Source organism: Streptomyces sp. NBC_00582, from assembly GCF_036345155.1.
GTDB lineage: Bacteria > Actinomycetota > Actinomycetes > Streptomycetales > Streptomycetaceae > Streptomyces.
Map to the genome: position 1 here is coordinate 10,268,614 of NZ_CP107772.1, position 16,008 is coordinate 10,284,621.

Annotated in this window: 17 protein-coding genes and 5 pseudogenes; 10 read left to right on the forward strand and 12 right to left on the reverse strand. The window is 68.0% G+C overall.

Annotation, left to right across the window (positions count from 1 at the left end; translation table 11 throughout):
* Nucleotides 1-99 precede the first annotated feature (99 nt).
* From OG852_RS46645 to OG852_RS46665, 5 genes are all read right to left on the reverse strand, one after another.
* Nucleotides 100-396 carry a hypothetical protein gene (locus tag OG852_RS46645; protein ID WP_443064628.1) on the reverse strand — a complete coding sequence of 99 codons (297 nt, stop codon included), beginning with the start codon at nt 394-396 and terminating at the stop codon, nt 100-102.
* 102 nt (nt 397-498) lie between these two features.
* The gene (locus OG852_RS46650; protein ID WP_330351149.1) at nt 499-1,431 is read right to left on the reverse strand and encodes an ABC transporter substrate-binding protein; all 933 of its coding nucleotides are present in this window, start codon (nt 1,429-1,431) and stop codon (nt 499-501) included.
* Between the two features lie 10 nt (nt 1,432-1,441).
* Nucleotides 1,442-2,104, reverse strand: coding sequence for an ABC transporter permease (locus tag OG852_RS46655; protein ID WP_330351150.1), 663 nt, complete (start codon nt 2,102-2,104; stop codon nt 1,442-1,444).
* Between the two features lies 1 nt (nt 2,105).
* On the reverse strand, nt 2,106-2,747 hold the full coding sequence (locus tag OG852_RS46660) for an ABC transporter permease (protein WP_133915521.1): 642 nt from the start codon (nt 2,745-2,747) through the stop codon (nt 2,106-2,108).
* A complete protein-coding gene (locus OG852_RS46665) occupies nt 2,744-3,778 on the reverse strand; it encodes an ABC transporter ATP-binding protein (protein WP_330351151.1) in 1,035 nt (344 codons plus the stop codon). The genes OG852_RS46660 and OG852_RS46665 overlap by 4 nt, the downstream gene beginning before the upstream one ends.
* A 141-nt stretch (nt 3,779-3,919) precedes the next feature.
* On the opposite strand from OG852_RS46665, the gene OG852_RS46670 reads away from it, so the two are divergent.
* The 4 genes and pseudogenes from OG852_RS46670 (at nt 3,920) to OG852_RS46680 (ending at nt 6,052) form a co-directional block, all read left to right on the forward strand.
* Complete coding sequence (locus OG852_RS46670) at nt 3,920-5,455, forward strand: aromatic amino acid ammonia-lyase (RefSeq protein WP_330351152.1); 1,536 nt, start codon at nt 3,920-3,922, stop codon at nt 5,453-5,455.
* Nucleotides 5,434-5,667, forward strand: a pseudogene (locus tag OG852_RS46675) (MurR/RpiR family transcriptional regulator); the annotation flags it as partial. The gene OG852_RS46670 and the pseudogene OG852_RS46675, both read left to right, overlap by 22 nt.
* Nucleotides 5,668-5,726: 59 nt before the next feature.
* Nucleotides 5,727-5,849 (forward strand): hypothetical protein, encoded by a 123-nt coding sequence (locus OG852_RS51125; protein WP_443064629.1) that lies wholly within the window; start codon nt 5,727-5,729, stop codon nt 5,847-5,849.
* Complete coding sequence (locus OG852_RS46680; protein ID WP_330351153.1) at nt 5,846-6,052, forward strand: hypothetical protein; 207 nt, start codon at nt 5,846-5,848, stop codon at nt 6,050-6,052. The genes OG852_RS51125 and OG852_RS46680 overlap by 4 nt, the downstream gene beginning before the upstream one ends.
* Nucleotides 6,053-7,777: 1,725 nt before the next feature.
* Here the strand turns inward: OG852_RS46680 and OG852_RS46690 are convergent.
* Nucleotides 7,778-8,209, reverse strand: a complete 432-nt coding sequence (locus OG852_RS46690; RefSeq protein ID WP_330351154.1) for a transposase — start codon at nt 8,207-8,209, stop codon at nt 7,778-7,780.
* A gap of 68 nt (nt 8,210-8,277) precedes the next feature.
* Between OG852_RS46690 and OG852_RS46695 the strand changes: the two genes are divergently transcribed.
* Nucleotides 8,278-9,411, forward strand: a complete 1,134-nt coding sequence (locus tag OG852_RS46695) for an IS630 family transposase (RefSeq protein WP_330351155.1) — start codon at nt 8,278-8,280, stop codon at nt 9,409-9,411.
* Nucleotides 9,412-9,422: 11 nt separating this feature from the next.
* Here OG852_RS46695 and OG852_RS46700 read toward each other — a convergent pair.
* The 4 genes and pseudogenes from OG852_RS46700 to OG852_RS46715 all read right to left on the reverse strand — a co-directional run.
* Nucleotides 9,423-9,688: pseudogene (locus tag OG852_RS46700) on the reverse strand (hypothetical protein); the annotation flags it as partial.
* A 50-nt stretch (nt 9,689-9,738) separates the two neighbouring features.
* A complete protein-coding gene (locus OG852_RS46705) occupies nt 9,739-9,975 on the reverse strand; it encodes a hypothetical protein (RefSeq protein ID WP_330351156.1) in 237 nt (78 codons plus the stop codon).
* 414 nt (nt 9,976-10,389) lie between these two features.
* A complete protein-coding gene (locus tag OG852_RS46710) occupies nt 10,390-10,968 on the reverse strand; it encodes a DUF4240 domain-containing protein (RefSeq protein ID WP_330351621.1) in 579 nt (192 codons plus the stop codon).
* Between the two features lie 93 nt (nt 10,969-11,061).
* Nucleotides 11,062-11,292: pseudogene (locus tag OG852_RS46715) on the reverse strand (transposase family protein); the annotation flags it as partial.
* 160 nt (nt 11,293-11,452) lie between these two features.
* On the opposite strand from OG852_RS46715, the pseudogene OG852_RS46720 reads away from it, so the two are divergent.
* Nucleotides 11,453-11,557, forward strand: a pseudogene (locus tag OG852_RS46720) (transposase family protein); the annotation flags it as partial.
* 211 nt (nt 11,558-11,768) lie between these two features.
* Nucleotides 11,769-12,203 (forward strand): VOC family protein, encoded by a 435-nt coding sequence (locus OG852_RS46725; protein WP_133918159.1) that lies wholly within the window; start codon nt 11,769-11,771, stop codon nt 12,201-12,203.
* Between the two features lie 69 nt (nt 12,204-12,272).
* On the opposite strand, the pseudogene OG852_RS46730 reads toward OG852_RS46725, so the two are convergent.
* Nucleotides 12,273-12,515 (reverse strand): annotated as a pseudogene (locus OG852_RS46730) (transposase); the annotation flags it as partial.
* 17 nt (nt 12,516-12,532) lie between these two features.
* Here OG852_RS46730 and OG852_RS46735 point away from each other — a divergent pair.
* Nucleotides 12,533-12,772 carry a hypothetical protein gene (locus OG852_RS46735; RefSeq protein ID WP_330351644.1) on the forward strand — a complete coding sequence of 80 codons (240 nt, stop codon included), beginning with the start codon at nt 12,533-12,535 and terminating at the stop codon, nt 12,770-12,772.
* A gap of 55 nt (nt 12,773-12,827) precedes the next feature.
* Here OG852_RS46735 and OG852_RS46740 read toward each other — a convergent pair whose 3' ends face one another.
* Nucleotides 12,828-13,652 carry a helix-turn-helix domain-containing protein gene (locus OG852_RS46740; RefSeq protein ID WP_330351157.1) on the reverse strand — a complete coding sequence of 275 codons (825 nt, stop codon included), beginning with the start codon at nt 13,650-13,652 and terminating at the stop codon, nt 12,828-12,830.
* A gap of 293 nt (nt 13,653-13,945) precedes the next feature.
* Between OG852_RS46740 and OG852_RS46745 the strand changes: the two genes are divergently transcribed.
* Both OG852_RS46745 and OG852_RS46750 read left to right on the forward strand, forming a co-directional pair.
* Nucleotides 13,946-14,728: an MBL fold metallo-hydrolase gene (locus OG852_RS46745; RefSeq protein ID WP_330351158.1), complete on the forward strand. Its 783-nt coding sequence runs from the start codon at nt 13,946-13,948 to the stop codon at nt 14,726-14,728.
* A 64-nt stretch (nt 14,729-14,792) separates the two neighbouring features.
* Nucleotides 14,793-15,728 carry a nuclear transport factor 2 family protein gene (locus OG852_RS46750; RefSeq protein ID WP_330351622.1) on the forward strand — a complete coding sequence of 312 codons (936 nt, stop codon included), beginning with the start codon at nt 14,793-14,795 and terminating at the stop codon, nt 15,726-15,728.
* The last annotated feature ends 280 nt before the right edge of the window (nt 15,729-16,008 follow it).

Below are 16,008 nucleotides of genomic sequence, written 5' to 3' on the forward strand. Positions count from 1 at the left end.
GAGCTAAGCCAAGCCAAGCGTTCTCGCTGCATCTGCATCTCTCTCAATTGACTTGCATCACTGCAGGTCGAGCTGCATTCAACAGAGCACACACCATTCTCAGCTACCTACAGCTTCCCAGTCCACAATGCCTTGCCAGTCACAAAACCGATGAGAACGCACAAGTCGGTGGCCCTGGGGGAGCCGGGAGTCGCGGGCCGTCGCCGTCTGCGCCTGCGCGAATCCCCGGCGCACCCGGCGCTCCACGGCCGCGTCGATGCGCTGGTCGACCTTCTCCAGGAAGGAGTCCACGAGCGCGGACTCGTACTCCTCGCCCCGTTCCCTGCGGGTCTGCAGAGCGGCGTCGAGTTCCTTCTTCAGGTCCCGCTGTCGCGCGCGTCCATGGTGGTCTCCCATCCCGTCATGGACTTCCACGGTAGGGAGCGCGGGCGGCCCGCACGGGGGACAACCCCCTCTTCCGGGTCGGGTCAACCGGGGGGACCCGACCCGGGACCTCGTCTACCGCGTCAGCCCGTTCTGCTTCGCGTACGCGTTCGCCACGTCCTGCGGGTCCTTCTTGTCGTTGTCGACCTGGCTGTTGAGCTGGGTGAGCTGCTCGGTGGTGAGCACGTTGCCGAGCCGGGCGAGGGCCTTGCGGACCGTGTCGTCGGCCTTGCGGTCGGCGATGAGCGGGACGATGTGCTGGCTCGGGACGAGGTTCTTCGGGTCGGTCAGCACCACCCAGTCCTCGGCCTCGATGTCGGTGTCGGTGGTGAACAGGTTCGCCACGTCCACATCGCCCTTCTTCAGGGCGCCCTTGACCAGCGGTCCGTCGGAGTCCAGCGACTTGAACTCCTTGAACTCGACGCCGTACACCTCCTTCAGGCCGACCACGCCCACCCGCCGCTTCTTCACCTCGGGCGCGGCGCCGAGGACCAGCTTGCCGTTCTGCCCGGCCAGGTCGGCCAGCGAGGTCAGCCCGTACTTCCGGGCGGTCGCCCGGGTGACGACGAAGCAGTCGGAGTCGGCCGCCTGCCCGTACGGCAGCACCTGGAGGCCGGCGGGCAGCGCCAACGTGAGCGCGTTCTGCATGGTGCCGGGCTCGGCGGAGTCGTCCTTGGGGGCGAGGTAGTTGAGCAGGGCGCCCTGGTACTCGGGCAGCAGATCGATGTCGCCCGCCCTGAGCGCGGGGATCACGATCTCCCGGGTGCCGAGGTTGGGGCGGACCTTGACCTTGACGCCGGCCTGCTCCAGCACGGCCGCGTACAGGTAGCCGAGCACCTGGTTCTCGGTGAAGTTGGCGGTGCCGATGGTGATCCCGCCCTTGCTCGAACCACCGCCGGCGGTCGAGCCGTTCTGCTCGTTGAGGGAGGTGATGCCGCTGGAGCAGGCGGCAAGGGCGGGCACGGAGCCGGCGGCGAGAAGGCCACCGAGGAAGGTACGACGGTTCATGGGCGGTGTCCTAGGCGGTGCGGTGGCGGAAGAGGAAGCGCTGGAGGCCGGAGAGCAGCAGGTCGAGCGTGACGGCGACCACGGCGACCAGCACCGCGCCGCCCATCACCTGCACGAGGTCGCGCTGGGCGAGGCCGTCGAAGACGTAGCGGCCGAGGCCGCCGAAGGAGACGTACGCGGCGATGGTCGCCGTGGCGACGACCTGGATGAGCGCGAGCCGCAGGCCGGTCATGATCAGGGGGAGCGCGAGGGGCAGCTCCACCTGGAGGAGGACCTGGTGGCCGCGCATGCCCTGTCCGCGTGCCGCGTCCTTCACCTCCGGGTCGACGGCCGCCATGCCCGCGTAGGTGTTGGTGACGATCGAGGGGACCGCCAGGGCGACCAGCGCGACGTACACGGGCAGCATCGACAGCCCGCCGGCCAGGAAGACCAGCACCACCAGGCCGACGGTCGGCAGGGCGCGCCCGAACGACGCCAGGTTGATGGCGAGGAAGGCGCCCTTGCCGGTGTGGCCGATGAGGAGTCCGAGGGGCAGGCCGATCGCGGCGGCGATGAGGGTGGCGAGCAGCGAGTACTGGAGGTGTTCGGCGAGCCGGTGGGCGATGCCGTCGGAGCCGGACCACTGGGTGCCGCTGGTCAGCCACGAGCCGAGGTTCGTGAAGAGTTCGTACATGTCAGGCTCGCCGCCTCTTCCACGGGGTCAGGACGTACTGGAGGGCGACCAGGGCCGCGTCCGCGACGACGGCGAGGAGGATCGTGAGGACCACGCCCGCGATCACCGGGGTCGGGAAGTCGCGCTGGAAGCCATCGGTGAAGAGCTGGCCGAGGCCGCCGTCGCCGATGTAGGTGGCGACCGACACCAGGGAGATCGACATGACGGTCGCGATCCTCACGCCCGCCATGATCACGGGGAGCGCGAGCGGGAGCTCGACGGTCAGGAGGGTGCGCAGGGGGCGGGTGCCCATGGCCTTGGCCGCCTCCTTGGTCCGCGTGGGCACCGAGTCGAGGCCCTCGACCGTGTTCCGCAGCAGGACGACCAGGGTGTAGACGGTCAGGCCGATGACGGTCGTGGTGCGGGTGAGCCCGCTGACCGGCAGCAGGAGCACGAAGATCGCGATCGACGGGATCGTGAACAGGACGTTCGAGAGCCCGAGGAGGAAGCCGCGCAGGGGGCGGATCCGGTGGGCGACCACGGCGAGCGGCAGCGAGATCAGCAGGCCGAAGAAGACGGCGGTCAGCGCGGCCTGCAGATGGGAGAGCGTGAGCGTGGTCAGGTCGTCGGTGTGGCCCGCTATCCAGGACCAGTCGATGCTCATACGGCCACCCGGGCTTCCGCGTGGGCCTGGCCGGCGTGCTGGTGGACCTCGTCGCGGGATGTGACGCCGGTGAGGACGCCGGCCGCGTCGACGCGGGCGACCAGGCCGGTGGGGGAGGCGACGCACTCGTTGAGCGCGGACAGCAGGGAGTCGTCGTCGGTGAGCGGCCGTACGGGGAGCTCGGCGTCCTGGGAGGCCCAGTGGAGCGGCTTGCGGGCCTCGTCGAGGACGAGGCTCCAGGCGCCGCCCTCGGGGGCCGGGCCCTGGGGGACGCCCGCGAGGGTCTTCAGCGACAGCAGCTTCAGGCCGCGCTCGGCGCCGAGGAAGTCGGCGACGAAGTCGTCGGCGGGGCGGGCGAGCAGCTCGGCGGGGGAGGCGCACTGGACGAGGTGCCCGCCGGTGCGGAAGACGGCGATGCGGTCGCCGAGGCGGACGGCCTCGTCGATGTCATGGGTGACGAAGACGATGGTCTTGCTCAACTCCCTCTGGAGCCGGAGCAGTTCGTCCTGGAGCTGGGTGCGCACGACGGGGTCCACCGCGCCGAAGGGCTCGTCCATGAGCAGCACCGGCGGGTCGGCGGCGAGCGCGCGGGCCACCCCGACGCGCTGCTGCTGCCCGCCGGAGAGCTGGTGCGGGTAGCGCTTCCCGGCGTCGGCGGAGAGGCCGACGGTCTCCAGGAGTTCGGCGGCGCGGGCGCGGGCGCGGCGGCGGCCGTGGCCGAGCAGCAGCGGCACGGTGGCGATGTTGTCGAGCACCGTGCGGTGCGGGAAGAGGCCGGCCTGCTGGATGACGTACCCGATGGAACGGCGCAGTTCGGCCGCGTCCTGTCGGGTGACGTCCTTGCCGCCGACCCGGATGGTTCCGGACGTCGGTTCCACCATGCGGTTGACCATGCGCAGGGTGGTGGTCTTGCCGCAGCCGGAGGAGCCGACCAGTACGGTCACGCCGCCTTCCGGCATGTGCAGGGTGAGGTCGTGCACTGCTGTCGTGCCGTTGGGGAAGCGCTTGTGGACCGCATCGAACTGGATCATGAGATGTCCCTTGCCCGGCTGTATAACGTCATGCAGAGTTCTTGGTGACTGAATAGCTTGTCAACGGCTTGACGTTAATCCGACGTAACAGATGACCGCTGTGCAAGATCGAGTGTCCGCATTGGGAAGGGTTTGGGGTCAATGTCGTCTCAGATCGTGGATGACCCGAGTGTCGCGCCCAGCGGCCACAGCGGTCACAGCGGCCACAGCGGCCTCGTCGTTCTCGACGGCGTCGCCCTCGGCGTCCCGGACGTCGTCCGTCTCGCCGACGGCGCCGCGCGACCGGTCCCGGGGACCGACGCGCTGCGGCGGATGACGGAGGTCTGGGACGCCGCCCGGCAGATCGCCGCGACCGGACGTGTCTACGGCCGCTCCACCGGAGTCGGCGCCAACCGCAACGAGGACGTGCCCACCGAGGAGGCCGCCGAGCACGGGCTGCGGCTGCTGCGCAGCCATGCCGGCGCCATCGGCGAGGAACTCCCCGCCCGGCAGGTCCGCGCGATGCTCGCCGTCCGCGCCAACCAGCTCCTCGCCGGCGGAGCGGGACTGCGCCCCGGCGTCGTCACCGCCCTGTGCGAGGCCCTGGAGAGCGGCGCGCACCCGGTCGTCAACGAGTTCGGATCCGTGGGCACCGGAGACCTGGCGGCGCTGGCCCAGGTGGGCCTGGCGCTGGCCGGGGAGCATCCCTGGCGCGGCGACGGCGCCCCCGGGCCCCAGCCCCTCGACAACAACGACGCCCTCGCCCTGATCAGCAGCAACGCCCTCACCCTCGGCCAGTCCGCCCTCGCCCTGCACGAGCTGCGCGGACTCCTCGAAGCCACCCAGGTCGTCGCCGCCCTCTCCCTGCTGGCCGTGGACGGCTCGCACGAGGCGTACGCCGCCCCCGTGCACGCCGCCCGCCCCCACCGCGGCTCCACCGCGGTCGCCCGCCGGATGCGCGAGCTGACCGGCGCCGAGGACCGGCCCGCCCCTCCGCTCGGCCGCATCCAGGACCCGTACGGCTTCCGCTGCCTGCCCCAGATCCACGGCCCCGCGCACGACGCCGCCGACGCCCTGGAGGAGGTCCTCGCCATCGAGATCAACGCCGCCGCCGAGAACCCCCTCATCTCCCCCGAGGACCTGACCGCCTACCACCACGGCGGCTTCTACCAGGCCCAACTCGCCCTCGCCCTCGACCACTTCCGACTCTCACTGACCCAGGTCGCGCGGCTGTCCACCTCCCGGCTCTCCACCCTCAACGAGCCCGCCTACACCCGGCTGCGGCCCTTCCTCGCCGACGACCGGCCCGCCTCCTCCGGCGTGATGATCCTGGAGTACGCCGCCGGAGCCGCCCTCGGCGACCTGCGGGCCTTCTCCGCCCCCGCCTCGCTCGGCCACGCTGTACTCTCCCGAGGCGTCGAGGAACAGGCCAGTTTCGCCTCACTCGCCGCCCGGCAGACACTGCGCGCCTGCGGCGCGTACCGTCTCGTGGTCGGCTGCGAACTCGTCGCCGCCGTACGGGCGCTGCGCCAGCGCGAGCTGCGGCCCGCGCCGGGGGTTCCGGCCGGGCGGGCGCTGGAGCTCGCCGAGGCGGTGCTCGACGCGGACCAGGCCGACCGGCCGCTCACGGACGACGTGGGCGCGGCGGCCCGGCTGCTGGACCGGTTCACGGACATCTGGAGGGGGAGCGGGGCATGAGCGCGGAGACCGACATGGACGGCAGGGGCGTGGCGGACACACCCGCCGGACGGCTGCAGGCGCTCTTCGAGGGGCACCGGCTGACGCCGACCCAGCGGCGCATCGCCCACAGCATGGTGCGGCGCGCCGCCGACGTGCCGTTCCTCTCCAGCGTCGAACTGGCCGAGCTGGCCGGGGTCAGCCAGCCGTCCGTGACCCGGTTCGCCGTCGCCTCGATGTCACCGGCTACTGCTGGCCCTGCGATCGCGACATCGAATACGTCAGGCATCAGGTGTCCGAACTGGAAGAGATCGTCTCCGACCTGCTCGCCCCGCCCATCCGCCATGAACGCGAACGGCACGAACTGGCCCGGCTGAAGGCGATCCTCGACGCACACGAAAGGGACATCCGATGACTGTGTTCCCCCTCGACCACGAGACGGACGCGACCCGGAGAGTCATCCTCGCCGCGACGAACCGCCTGTTCGCCGGCACACCCCACCGGTCCACCGGCCGCCTCAACGTCTCCCAACTCGCCATCGAGGCCGACGTCAAACGCTGGAACCTCACCCATCAGCACACCGACCTCAAAGACCTCTTCCAGCAGCACGTGGCCTAGGACGAGGCGAACAGAGCGACACAGGCCCGATCGACCGACGCCTACGAGGAGCTGAAGGCGAAGTACAACGACCCGCAGGCCCACTGCCGGTTCCTGGAGGAGCGGCTCAAGACCTACGCGGCAGCACTCAACCCGCTCTCCTTGGAGCACGCTGCGGTCACCGGACGGGACGCAGAAGCGGCCAAGGTCCGCACGCTGCCCCGCCGTCGGCAGCAGATGCGGTGAGCGTTTCGCCCGGCAAGCGGCTCGATCTGGCCCCCGAAACAGTTCTCCGCACGCGCAAGGCGATCAGCTCCACGAGTGTCAGACGGCCTTTCCGGGACGGCTGGTGGAGAGACGTTCCCAGAGGCGGACCAAATGCACGTGTAGGGCATCCTCGGCCTCCTCAGCGGTCAAGCGCCCGATGAGCACATCGCTGGTCAGGCCGTCCGCGAGGGCGAGTAGGGCCCGGGCCTCGCGCTGCGGATCGAGCGTCGCAGCGTCATCGTCGGCCGGGCCGCTTTCGCCAGCCTCCGTGATGAGGCGCGCGAGAAGGGCCTGGAGAGCCGTTTGACGTGCTCCCTGGCCTAAAGTCCAGGGATTCCGGCCTGGGTTGTCTGACCCTTCCGGGGGCTTCCGAGCGCAGCCAAAGCGCCCCCGCACTCCCCAACACGACATGCGATTGATCGCCTGCATCACGCCAAGGGACACGACACCCATCTGTCGGGGGAGGGGTGCGCCGGCGAAGGCGCGGGTGTTCTGGATGGGTTGGTTGTGGGTGGGCTGGTAGGTGGGTTGGCGGGTGGGGTGTGTGCCGGGCGGCCGGGTGGTGTGCACAGGTCATGTCTGAGCATTCTGATCACCGGGTAAGCGCCCCGTTGTACGCCCCTCCGATGGGGTGAGGATCTCTCTGGTTCCTTGCGGCATATGTCAGATGCTGCGTCACTTGAGATATCCAACCGGTGGGCCGCCCGACCTCCTGGGGGACGTGACTTCGGTGTGGCTGCTGCCTCCCAGTAGGGGTAGGGGGTTACGGGCCATTCCGGGGCTGCGATGGGCACTCCCGAGAGGTATTGGATCGCCAGTCGGTGCCACTTTTGTGGCACCGACTGGTCGTTTGCCCCGCTGTATCCCCGCGGCGGACCGGTGACGCTACGGGGGAAGGATCGCGGACAAGTACAGCCCGTTGCAGGAAAGGACCGTCCGTGGATACCGCAGGGCATGCTGATCGGTCTCCTGGTGCCCGGCCTGGCGGGTGCTGTTCCGGCCGGATCCTCGGGCTCGTTCCGCAGGCCGTGACCGGCGGCCCGGCGCATCAGAGCGCTGGCGTATCGCACGCCAGCGGTGATGTTCGGGCGGGCTGTCGTAGAGGGCGCGGTGCACGAGTTCTGAACGGGGCGTCCCAAGCGCTCGGTGGAGATAGACGGTGTCTCAGTTGGCGCGGTTGCTCGATGACCGGGCAAGATGTGCCGGCATGGCAGACCCCGAGCTTGACCGCGTCAACGGTATTGCCCTCACTGCGGTGCAGGCCCTGCTAGGGCCGATCTGCTCCGCTGCGGTCGCGGTTGCGGTTGCGGCCGAGGAGGAAAGAGGCTGCTCTCCTTCTGGGTACATCGCCATACCCCCGAGATCGACGAGGACATTGTCGATATGATCGGTTGATCTGGAGGCGTTTCCCTACCCGGACAATCCGCTGATCGAATCGCGCGTCGTGGCGGATGCGCCGGAGGCGGCCGCCATGAGACGTCACGAGCGCATGATCCATTGGCGAAGTCCGGTGCAGGCTATGCCGACGAAGGCGAGGAAGAGGTCGGCCGTACGTTCGTAGCGGCGATGCAGGCGGCGACAGCCGTTGAGCCAGGACATGGTGCGTTCGATCACCCGGCGGTGCCGGCCCAGGCGGCCGGACGGCTCGATACCGCGGCGGGCGATCCGCGGGACGATCTGTCTGCGCCGTAACCAGTTGCAGGTGATCGAAGTCATAGCCCTCGTCCGCGGGAGCTTGGTCGGCCGACGTCGCCTGGGCCCGTAGCGGGAGCGGACCGGCGGGATGCCACGCATGAGCGGTATGAGGGCCTGACTGTCGTGCAGGTTGGCGCCGGAGATGCCCACCGAGAGCGGCAGCCCGTTGCGGTCACAGATGACGTGGAGCTTTGACTCTAGTGCCGCATCAGGCAACGTTCGCCCTGTGATGAGGCGTCACTGTTTTGCCGTCCTGGGCGGCGCCGGACGGCCAGAATGATCGCGTGGCTGAACGTGTGCAGGTCCGAGAGATCGATGACGACGAGGGCAGGCGGTTGCTACGGATCGTCCGTAGAGGCACGGGTTCGGTGGTGACCTGGCGGCGGGCTCAGATGGTGCTGTTATCCGCGCAGGGCATGCACGTGGCGAAGATCGCCGAGGCGACGTTCACCAGCCCGGACCGGGTCCGAGATGTGATCCATAACTTCAATGCGGACGGGTTCGACTCGCTCTATCCGAAGTACAAGGGCGGCCGGCCCAAGACCTTCAGCCTCCCCGAACGCCGCGAGATCAAGAAGATCGCCAAGTCCAAGCCGGCCGAGCACGGCCTGCCGTTTTCGACCTGGAGCCTGGCCAAGCTGGCCGACTCCCTGGTCGCCGAGGGGGTGGTCGACGACATTAGCCACGAGGGCCTGCGGGCACTGCTCCGCGAGGAGGGCGTCTCGTTTCAACGCGTGAAGACCTGGAAGAGCTCACGCGACCCCGACTACGCGGCGAAGAAGGCCCGCGTCGAGCACCTCTACGCGATCGCCGACGGGGACGTCGTCCCCGAGGATGGCGAGCCCGAAGTCGTCTTATGCCTCGACGAGTTCGGGCCGCTCAACCTCCAGCCCCACCCCGGCCGGCAATGGGCCGAGCGCGGTGGGAAGCACAAGGATCCCAGCCGCGGGCCCCGGCCCCGACGCCGGGCGACCTACACACGACCGCACGGGGTCCGCCACCTGTTTGCCGCCTACGACCTGGGCAGGGACAAGCTCTACAGCCACATCAAGCCGAAGAAGAACCGGACCAGATTCCTGGAGTTCTGCCGCTACTTGCGCAGCCTCTACCCGCCCGAGATCCGCATCGCGATCGTGCTCGACAACTTCTCCCCGCACCTGACCACGAAGAAGGACACCCGGGTCGGGGACTGGGCCGCGGCCAACAACGTCGAGTTCGCCTACACGCCGACCAACAGCTCCTGGCTCAACCGCATCGAAGCCCAGTTCACCGCCCTGCGCTACTTCGCACTCGACGGCACCGATCATGCCAGCCACAAGGAGCAGGGCAGCATGATCCGCCGCTACATCATCTGGCGGAACAAGCACGCCGCCGACGAACGCCTACGTGAAGTCGTGAACAGGGCGAACGTTGCCTGATGCGGCACTAGCTTGCCGCGATCGGTCGGATTTGGTCCGGTCAAGGGCCCCCTTTGACCGCGCGGACACTGACCGAGTCGATCGCGCACCGAGACCAGTCCAACTCGCCTTTTGGGAAGATGACTGCGGCGAGCACCCCACGGTCGTCGCACCGCCGACGGCCCCCGCCCTGAGTGCGAGCTGGTGGCGCCGGGGCCACCTCCAGGAAGATCTCCCACAGCCCATCTGGCACCAGCCGCTCAACTATTTCCACGCCAGGGCAACGATCCAACGCCATCAAGACGCCGGGGCGGGCACATATCCATCCCGATGCCGTATTCTCTGAAATTATTGTCGGGCCTTGCTTGTGGCCACGATGTCGATGGCGACTTGAAGTGGTGTCTCGGCATTGCCAAGTAACGCCCGGGTGATTGCGATCGCCTGGATGATGCCCGTGCCGCGCTCCGCCAGGAGGGTCTGGACAGCCTCCATCCCGTCGCGCTCAAGGACTGGTCGGGACTGCTCGACCAGGTCGGTCCAGCGTGCGGCGTCCTCAGGGCTCAGCCCGATGACGTGGTTAAACATGACTTCCTCTTCCCGTGATGAGTCGATGACATGCGCTCACGTCTCGTCAGCGCCCACTGCTGCAGCCAGGTTCTTCACGGCGTCAGCATATTCACGGCGGTCGAACTTAAACGGGCCGAACCTTGAGTAGTCGCGTTTCTTGCGGTGGGGCTGTTCGAAGGAGTTGGCCCCATCGCTCCGGTGGATCGTCCATGGAAATGGTCTTCCATAGGGCCGAATCGAAAGAACTGTGGGATAAGACCTCCGTAGGCTCTATTTGGGCAATTTTGTCCTATGTGCCGGCGAGGCCTTGTATCGGTGGCTGTGTGGGGTGTGCTTATCCCGCTGGGGTCTCATGGGCAACCCGCAGTCGAAGGTCGAGTTGTACGCGGCGATCCGCCGGGATCACCGGATAGGGATATCACTGCGGGCGCTTCAGCTGAGGAAAAGTGCTGCAAGCCTTGGGAGACGGCGCCTTATCTGCCTTTCATCTTCGGGGTCCCAGTTCCATTTTTCACCCAGCGGCTTGTCCGGACGCGCCATGGCTCTCAGCGCGGTCTCGACGGCTGTATCGAGTGAGTCGGTTTCCCCTCGGACCCTTCGGTATGCATCCGAGATCAAATAGCTCACAGACTCGTAGCCGATCCAGCCTCCTTCCTCGCGGCTCATGCAGGTAACAGTGGGCAAGTCGGCAAGAAAGTCGGGATTTGCCACCGCGCGGCTGAATGTGTCCCGCCCGAGGAGGATCAGCCCACCACGGAAGTCGCTGAAGCCGTCATCCGTGTAGCTACCCTCAATCAAGTAGGCGGCCATGCACAACGAATACTGATAGGCCGAATCCTTCACCTCGACGTACTTGACGTAAAAGTCAACGATCTCAGCCGGCTCCAGCGCGGCAAGGACATCGACCAGCGCCTCAGGCAGTGGGTCATCAGGTAGTTCCCGATCGTCGGCGCGGTCACCGACCGCGGCCCGAGCCCTGTCGACAAATCCCCACCACTCATTTATGTCCATGACGTCACAGTAAGGGTTGTCCTGTAAACGATCTTCGGGTCGATGCGTGTCCACTCCGAACCAGTAGGCCGGCACGTCATGGGTGACCCCGTGGCGAAGATGGACGAGCGTGGCCAGGAGCCGGTCGACGAACACCAGCCGGTGCTTCGCGCCGGCACCCACGGCGCGCTTTCGCGGTCGAGCGGCAAGCCTCGCTTGGTGGCGCTCCTGCCCCAACGGGCTACCTCGGCCCACGAGTTCAGAAATCACTCCAGCAGTCAGACCCGTGATCCGCCGATTGCTGATGCTCACTGCACGCGTCGAGTTCCCCACCCACCTGACCATGATCAACTACCCAGGCTCGACGTCTCACCCCTACCGTGCACGAGCTCGTTAGGCCGAACCATGGGGCAGCCTATGCGCAGCCGTCATGCTCGGATGCGCCCGCCTGCACCAGCTCACCTTCGCGTTCCGGCGCGCGGCACACTGCCAACGGGACAGCCGCCGCTCCACCATCACCCGGGCCGTCGGTGAGGTTCGGCCCCTGCTCGCCGAGCGAGGCTGCACCGTCAGCCCCGACGTGCGGCTGCGGTCTCTGGCCGAGGTCGTCGACGCACGAACTCGTAAGGGTTGTCCCGTAACTGATCTTTGGCACATGAGCGGTTGGCCGGGATTGGCTCCTGGGTCCCACCCCTGGGGGAGGCGCCGGACTAATTCACCCTTGCGACCGCACGACACGGCAGCGGATGGCAGGGGCTGTTCGCCCTACAACGTGCGGACCCCCCAAGGGGCATGAGAGGGACCCCTGTTATCGTGCGTCGATGTCAACGATCAAGCAGGTCCAAGTGACCTTCGACTGCGCGGAACCTGCGCGTCTCGCCGGCTTCTGGTGCGAGGTGCTGGGGTACGTCGTACCTCCGGTCCCGGCGGGGTTCGCCACTTGGGAGGACTACCATCGTTCACTGCCGCCAGAGGATCAGGTGATCTACTTCGCGTGTAGTGATCCCTCGGGTGTGGGCCCGCGCCTGCTCTTCCAGCGCGTTCCCGAAGGGAAGGTCGTTAAGAACCGGCTGCATCTTGACGTGCGGGCCGGTATCGGGCTCGTGGGTGAGGAGCGCCTGGCCACGCTTGAAGCCGAGTGTGCACGGCTGGTCGCGCTTGGCGCGGAACATGTACGAACGATGCGTGCCGACGGAGAGAACGAGTCGTGCATTGTGATGCGGGACATCGAGGGCAACGAGTTCTGTCTCGACTGAGGATCCTCCGCGTCGGCGAGGTGGGGGCGCCGTCTCCCTCGGGCTCTGTGGTCTCGTATGCGGCGGGAGTTATCCCGTGAGAGCGAGGTTGTGCAGTCGGGCGATGCCGAGCATGGCGTGGCGGACGCCGTCGCCCTTGAGACGGCAGTCGCGGAGGATCTTCCAGGTCTTCATGCGGGCGAAAAACGTGCTCGACGCCGGCGCGGACCTGTTTGTGCGAGCGATTGTGCTCCCGCTTCCAGCCCGGCAACTCCTCGCCTGGGTGCGGCGGTGGGGCATGAGGAGCCCGGTGCCCGGATGAGGTCCAGGCGCTGGGGGAACACCGGATCGTGGTCCCGGGCCATGGCCCGGTGGGCGGGGAGGAGGTGTTCGACGACACCCGCGCCTGGCTGGAGGACTACCGGGAGGTGGCCAGGCCACGGGTACCCGTCGCCGACATCGCCCGCGAAATGAGCCGCCGACACCCCGACCGTGCCCTGCCCATGCTGCTCTGGCTCACCCGAGGCCCCTCGTTCGGGCTCGTCGGACCCAAGGAACTCGGAGTGCCGCCGGAGGTGCTCGGAGGCTGAGCCCGAAGTACCCCACCTCGCAGCCCCTCGCCTTGCACAGCAGTGGCGTGAGCGGCTACGCAGGCGGCGACGTACGTTGGGAGGCGCGGAAGCCCAGGGGGGTGCGGCCGGTGTGGCGCTGGAAGAACTTGCCGAAGTGGGTGGCGCTGGTGAAGCCGAGGCGGGCCGCGATGGTGGAGGCGGGCTCGGTGCCGTGGGCGAGGAGCCGCTTGGCCTCCAGGACGAGGCGCTGGTCGAGGTAGTCCTTGGCGCTGAGGCCCGCCGCGGTCTGAGTGGCGCGGGTGAGGGTGCGGGTGGAGTAGCCGAGCTCGCGGGCGTAGTCGTCGATGCGATGGGTGCGGGAGAAACCTCGTTCGACAGCGTCACGGAAGCGCAGGAAGGGCTCGGGGGCCGATTCCGCGGCCTGGCCGTGCTGCCGCAGGTGGGCCAGACGCAGGAGTACGACGTCGAGCAGGCGGTGCAGCAGGGCGGTGTGCACGGGCAGCGGATGGCGGTGCGACTGGGAGAATTCCGCGGCCAGTTGCTCGGCCGCGGCGGCCAGTACGGGGGCCTCCGAAGGATCGGGGCTGTACAAGGGCATCGGGGCGGTGCCGGTGCCGAGTCCGGCCAGTTCTGCGGTCTCGGGGGCGACGAAGTCCTCCTGGAAGAAGATCAGGACGGCCTCGGCCTGCTCAGGGTTTTGCCACTGGTGCACCTGGCCGGGCCGAATCCACAGCCAGGAACCGGGCGGCAGTACGTACCCGGTGAAGTCGACGCGGTGGCGCAGGGTGCCGGCGGTGACCAGCATCAGGGCGTGGAAGTCCGCCCGGTGCGGGGTGGCGATGTGCCAAGGCCAGTCACGGGTGCGCTCGCGGAAGTCGGCCAGGGTCATGACCTCCATGCCCGCCGGGGTTCCGGCCGGAGGCTGGAAAACAACCTTCGGCAGGCCCGTCTCCGGCCGACCGGGCTTCTGCCGCGCTTGTCGCCTGTGGACCATCACGAGACCGCAGCGTACCTCGCGGGACCTCCGCTTCGGGCCCAGTATGGAGTTGTTCCAGGGGCGCGGGCCCGTCGGGATGGAAAGCCGGCCGTGTCCGTTACGGCCGATGGTCGGCCGTGAGCCGGCCCTCAGCGATCCGCCCCTTCCCGCTTCCTCTCATCACCGCTCATCCGCATTCCGACAGGAGCACAGTCATGCACGGCACCCTCACGATCATCGACAAGGGCCAGGTCCGCATCCACAGCTACGTCTCGCCCGAGGACGGCCTGGGCGTCACCACCCAGCTGATCGAGACGCCGTCGCGGATCATCGCCGTCGACGCGCAGTTCGTCCTGGCCTACGCCGACGAGGTCGTCGCCTACGCCAAGAGCCTGGGCAAGCCGCTCGACCGCCTCGTCATCAGCCACGCGCATCCGGACCACTACCAGGGCGCGGCCCGCTTCGGCGTCCCCGTGCACGCCCTGCCTGAGACCGTCGCGGAGATCGTCGCCATGGGTGCCAAGACGGACCTGCCCACCGGCGCCGAGATCCCGCTCGCCGACATGACTCCGACCGTGGAGATCACCCCGGGCACCGAGGTCATCGACGGCATCCCGTTCGTGTTCGAGAAGGTCACCGGCGGCGAGATCCACACCACCCTCGTGATCAAGCTGCCCGAGCAGGGTGTCCTGGTCGCTCAGGACGTCGCCTACAACCACACCCACCTGTGGTTCCTGGACAAGGACTTCGACGGCTGGCAGGCCAACATCGACCGCTTCGCAGCCGAGACCGAGTACGACACCATCCTGCCCGGCCACGGCGAGCCGACCACCCCCGCCATCTGGGCCGAGCTCACCGACTACGTCAACGCCGGCCGGGAGCTGCTCGGTGACGACGGCGACGCCTACAAGAAGGCCATCACCGAGCGCTACCCCGCCTACCAGGGCGCAGCCCTCATCGACGTCGCCAACACCTACATGTTCGGCCCCAAGAACTGAAGTCCGCGCCGACCTTCCAGCAAACCGCCCAAGCCTCAAGAGAGGGAACATCGTGACTTCCCGCATGGCCGGCCAGCGCACGGCCACCCGTCGCATCCTCCTCGCCACGGTCGCCACGTCCGCCCTGCTGGGCGCCGCGACCGTACCCGCCATCGCCTCGCCGCCCGTCAGCGCGGGTCACGCCTTCGGGCACGTCGACGGCGGCGCCCGGCTCGACTACCAGAAGACCGTCGCCGTACGTGTCCTCAAGGGGGCGTTCGAGCAGGGTGACACCGAGGTCGTGGACAGGTTCGTGCGGGCCGACTACATCCAGCACAACCCCCTCGCGTCCGATGGCCCCGAGGCGTTGAAGAACTTCGCTGCCGGGTTGCATCAGCAGTTCCCCGACACCAAGTACGACGTCAAGCGGGTCATCTCCGAGAACGACCTCGTCGTGGTGCACTCCAACCTCGTACTGACGCCGGGAAGTCGAGGCTCGGCCGTATTCGACATCTTCCGGTTCCAGGACGGCAAGATCGCCGAGCACTGGGACACCCTGCAGGACGTCCCCGGCAGCAGTGTCAACGGCAACGACATGTTCTCCACCATCAGTCGGCCGCACACAGGACAACCTGGTCCGCGAGGGCTCACCGCCTCCAACAAGAAGCTCGTCATCAAGGCATTCGACCAGCTCATCGTCGGCAAGGATCTGTCCGCGCTCGACACGTACTGGAGCGCCGGGTACCACCAGCACAATCCCGGCATCGCGGATGGTGTGGCCGGTGCGCGGGACGGGCTCGGGGCGTACTTCCGGGCGTTCCCGGAGCTGACCGTCTCCCGCAAGCGCGTTGTCGCCGAGGGGGATCTGGTCGCCGTCCACAGTCACTACGTGAACGCGCCCGGCGAGCGCGGGCAGTCCGTAGTGGATCTGTTCCGGGTACAGGGCGGGAAGATCGTCGAGCACTGGGACGTGCTTCAGGACGTGCCGGCCACCTCCGCCAACGACAACACGATGTTCTGAATCCGAGGGGCGTTCACGAAAACGGAATGCCCCTCTGTGTTTCCCGTGGGTTCCCCGCCGGGCGGGTGGGATCTCGCTTTCACCACGCCGGATCACGGTCGTTGTGGCACACGGGCCGGGACGGGAAGCGCCGGGGCGACGCATGCGGCGCTGTCGGCTGAAGTCGACCGTGCCGTGCCCCGGACGTCCCTCAACGGTCCCGTCCACCGGTCTGTCCGTGTGCCCCGGCGACCTTGCCGTGTGCATGTTGTCGGCTCTGTTCTCGTGTAGCTACGGCGAG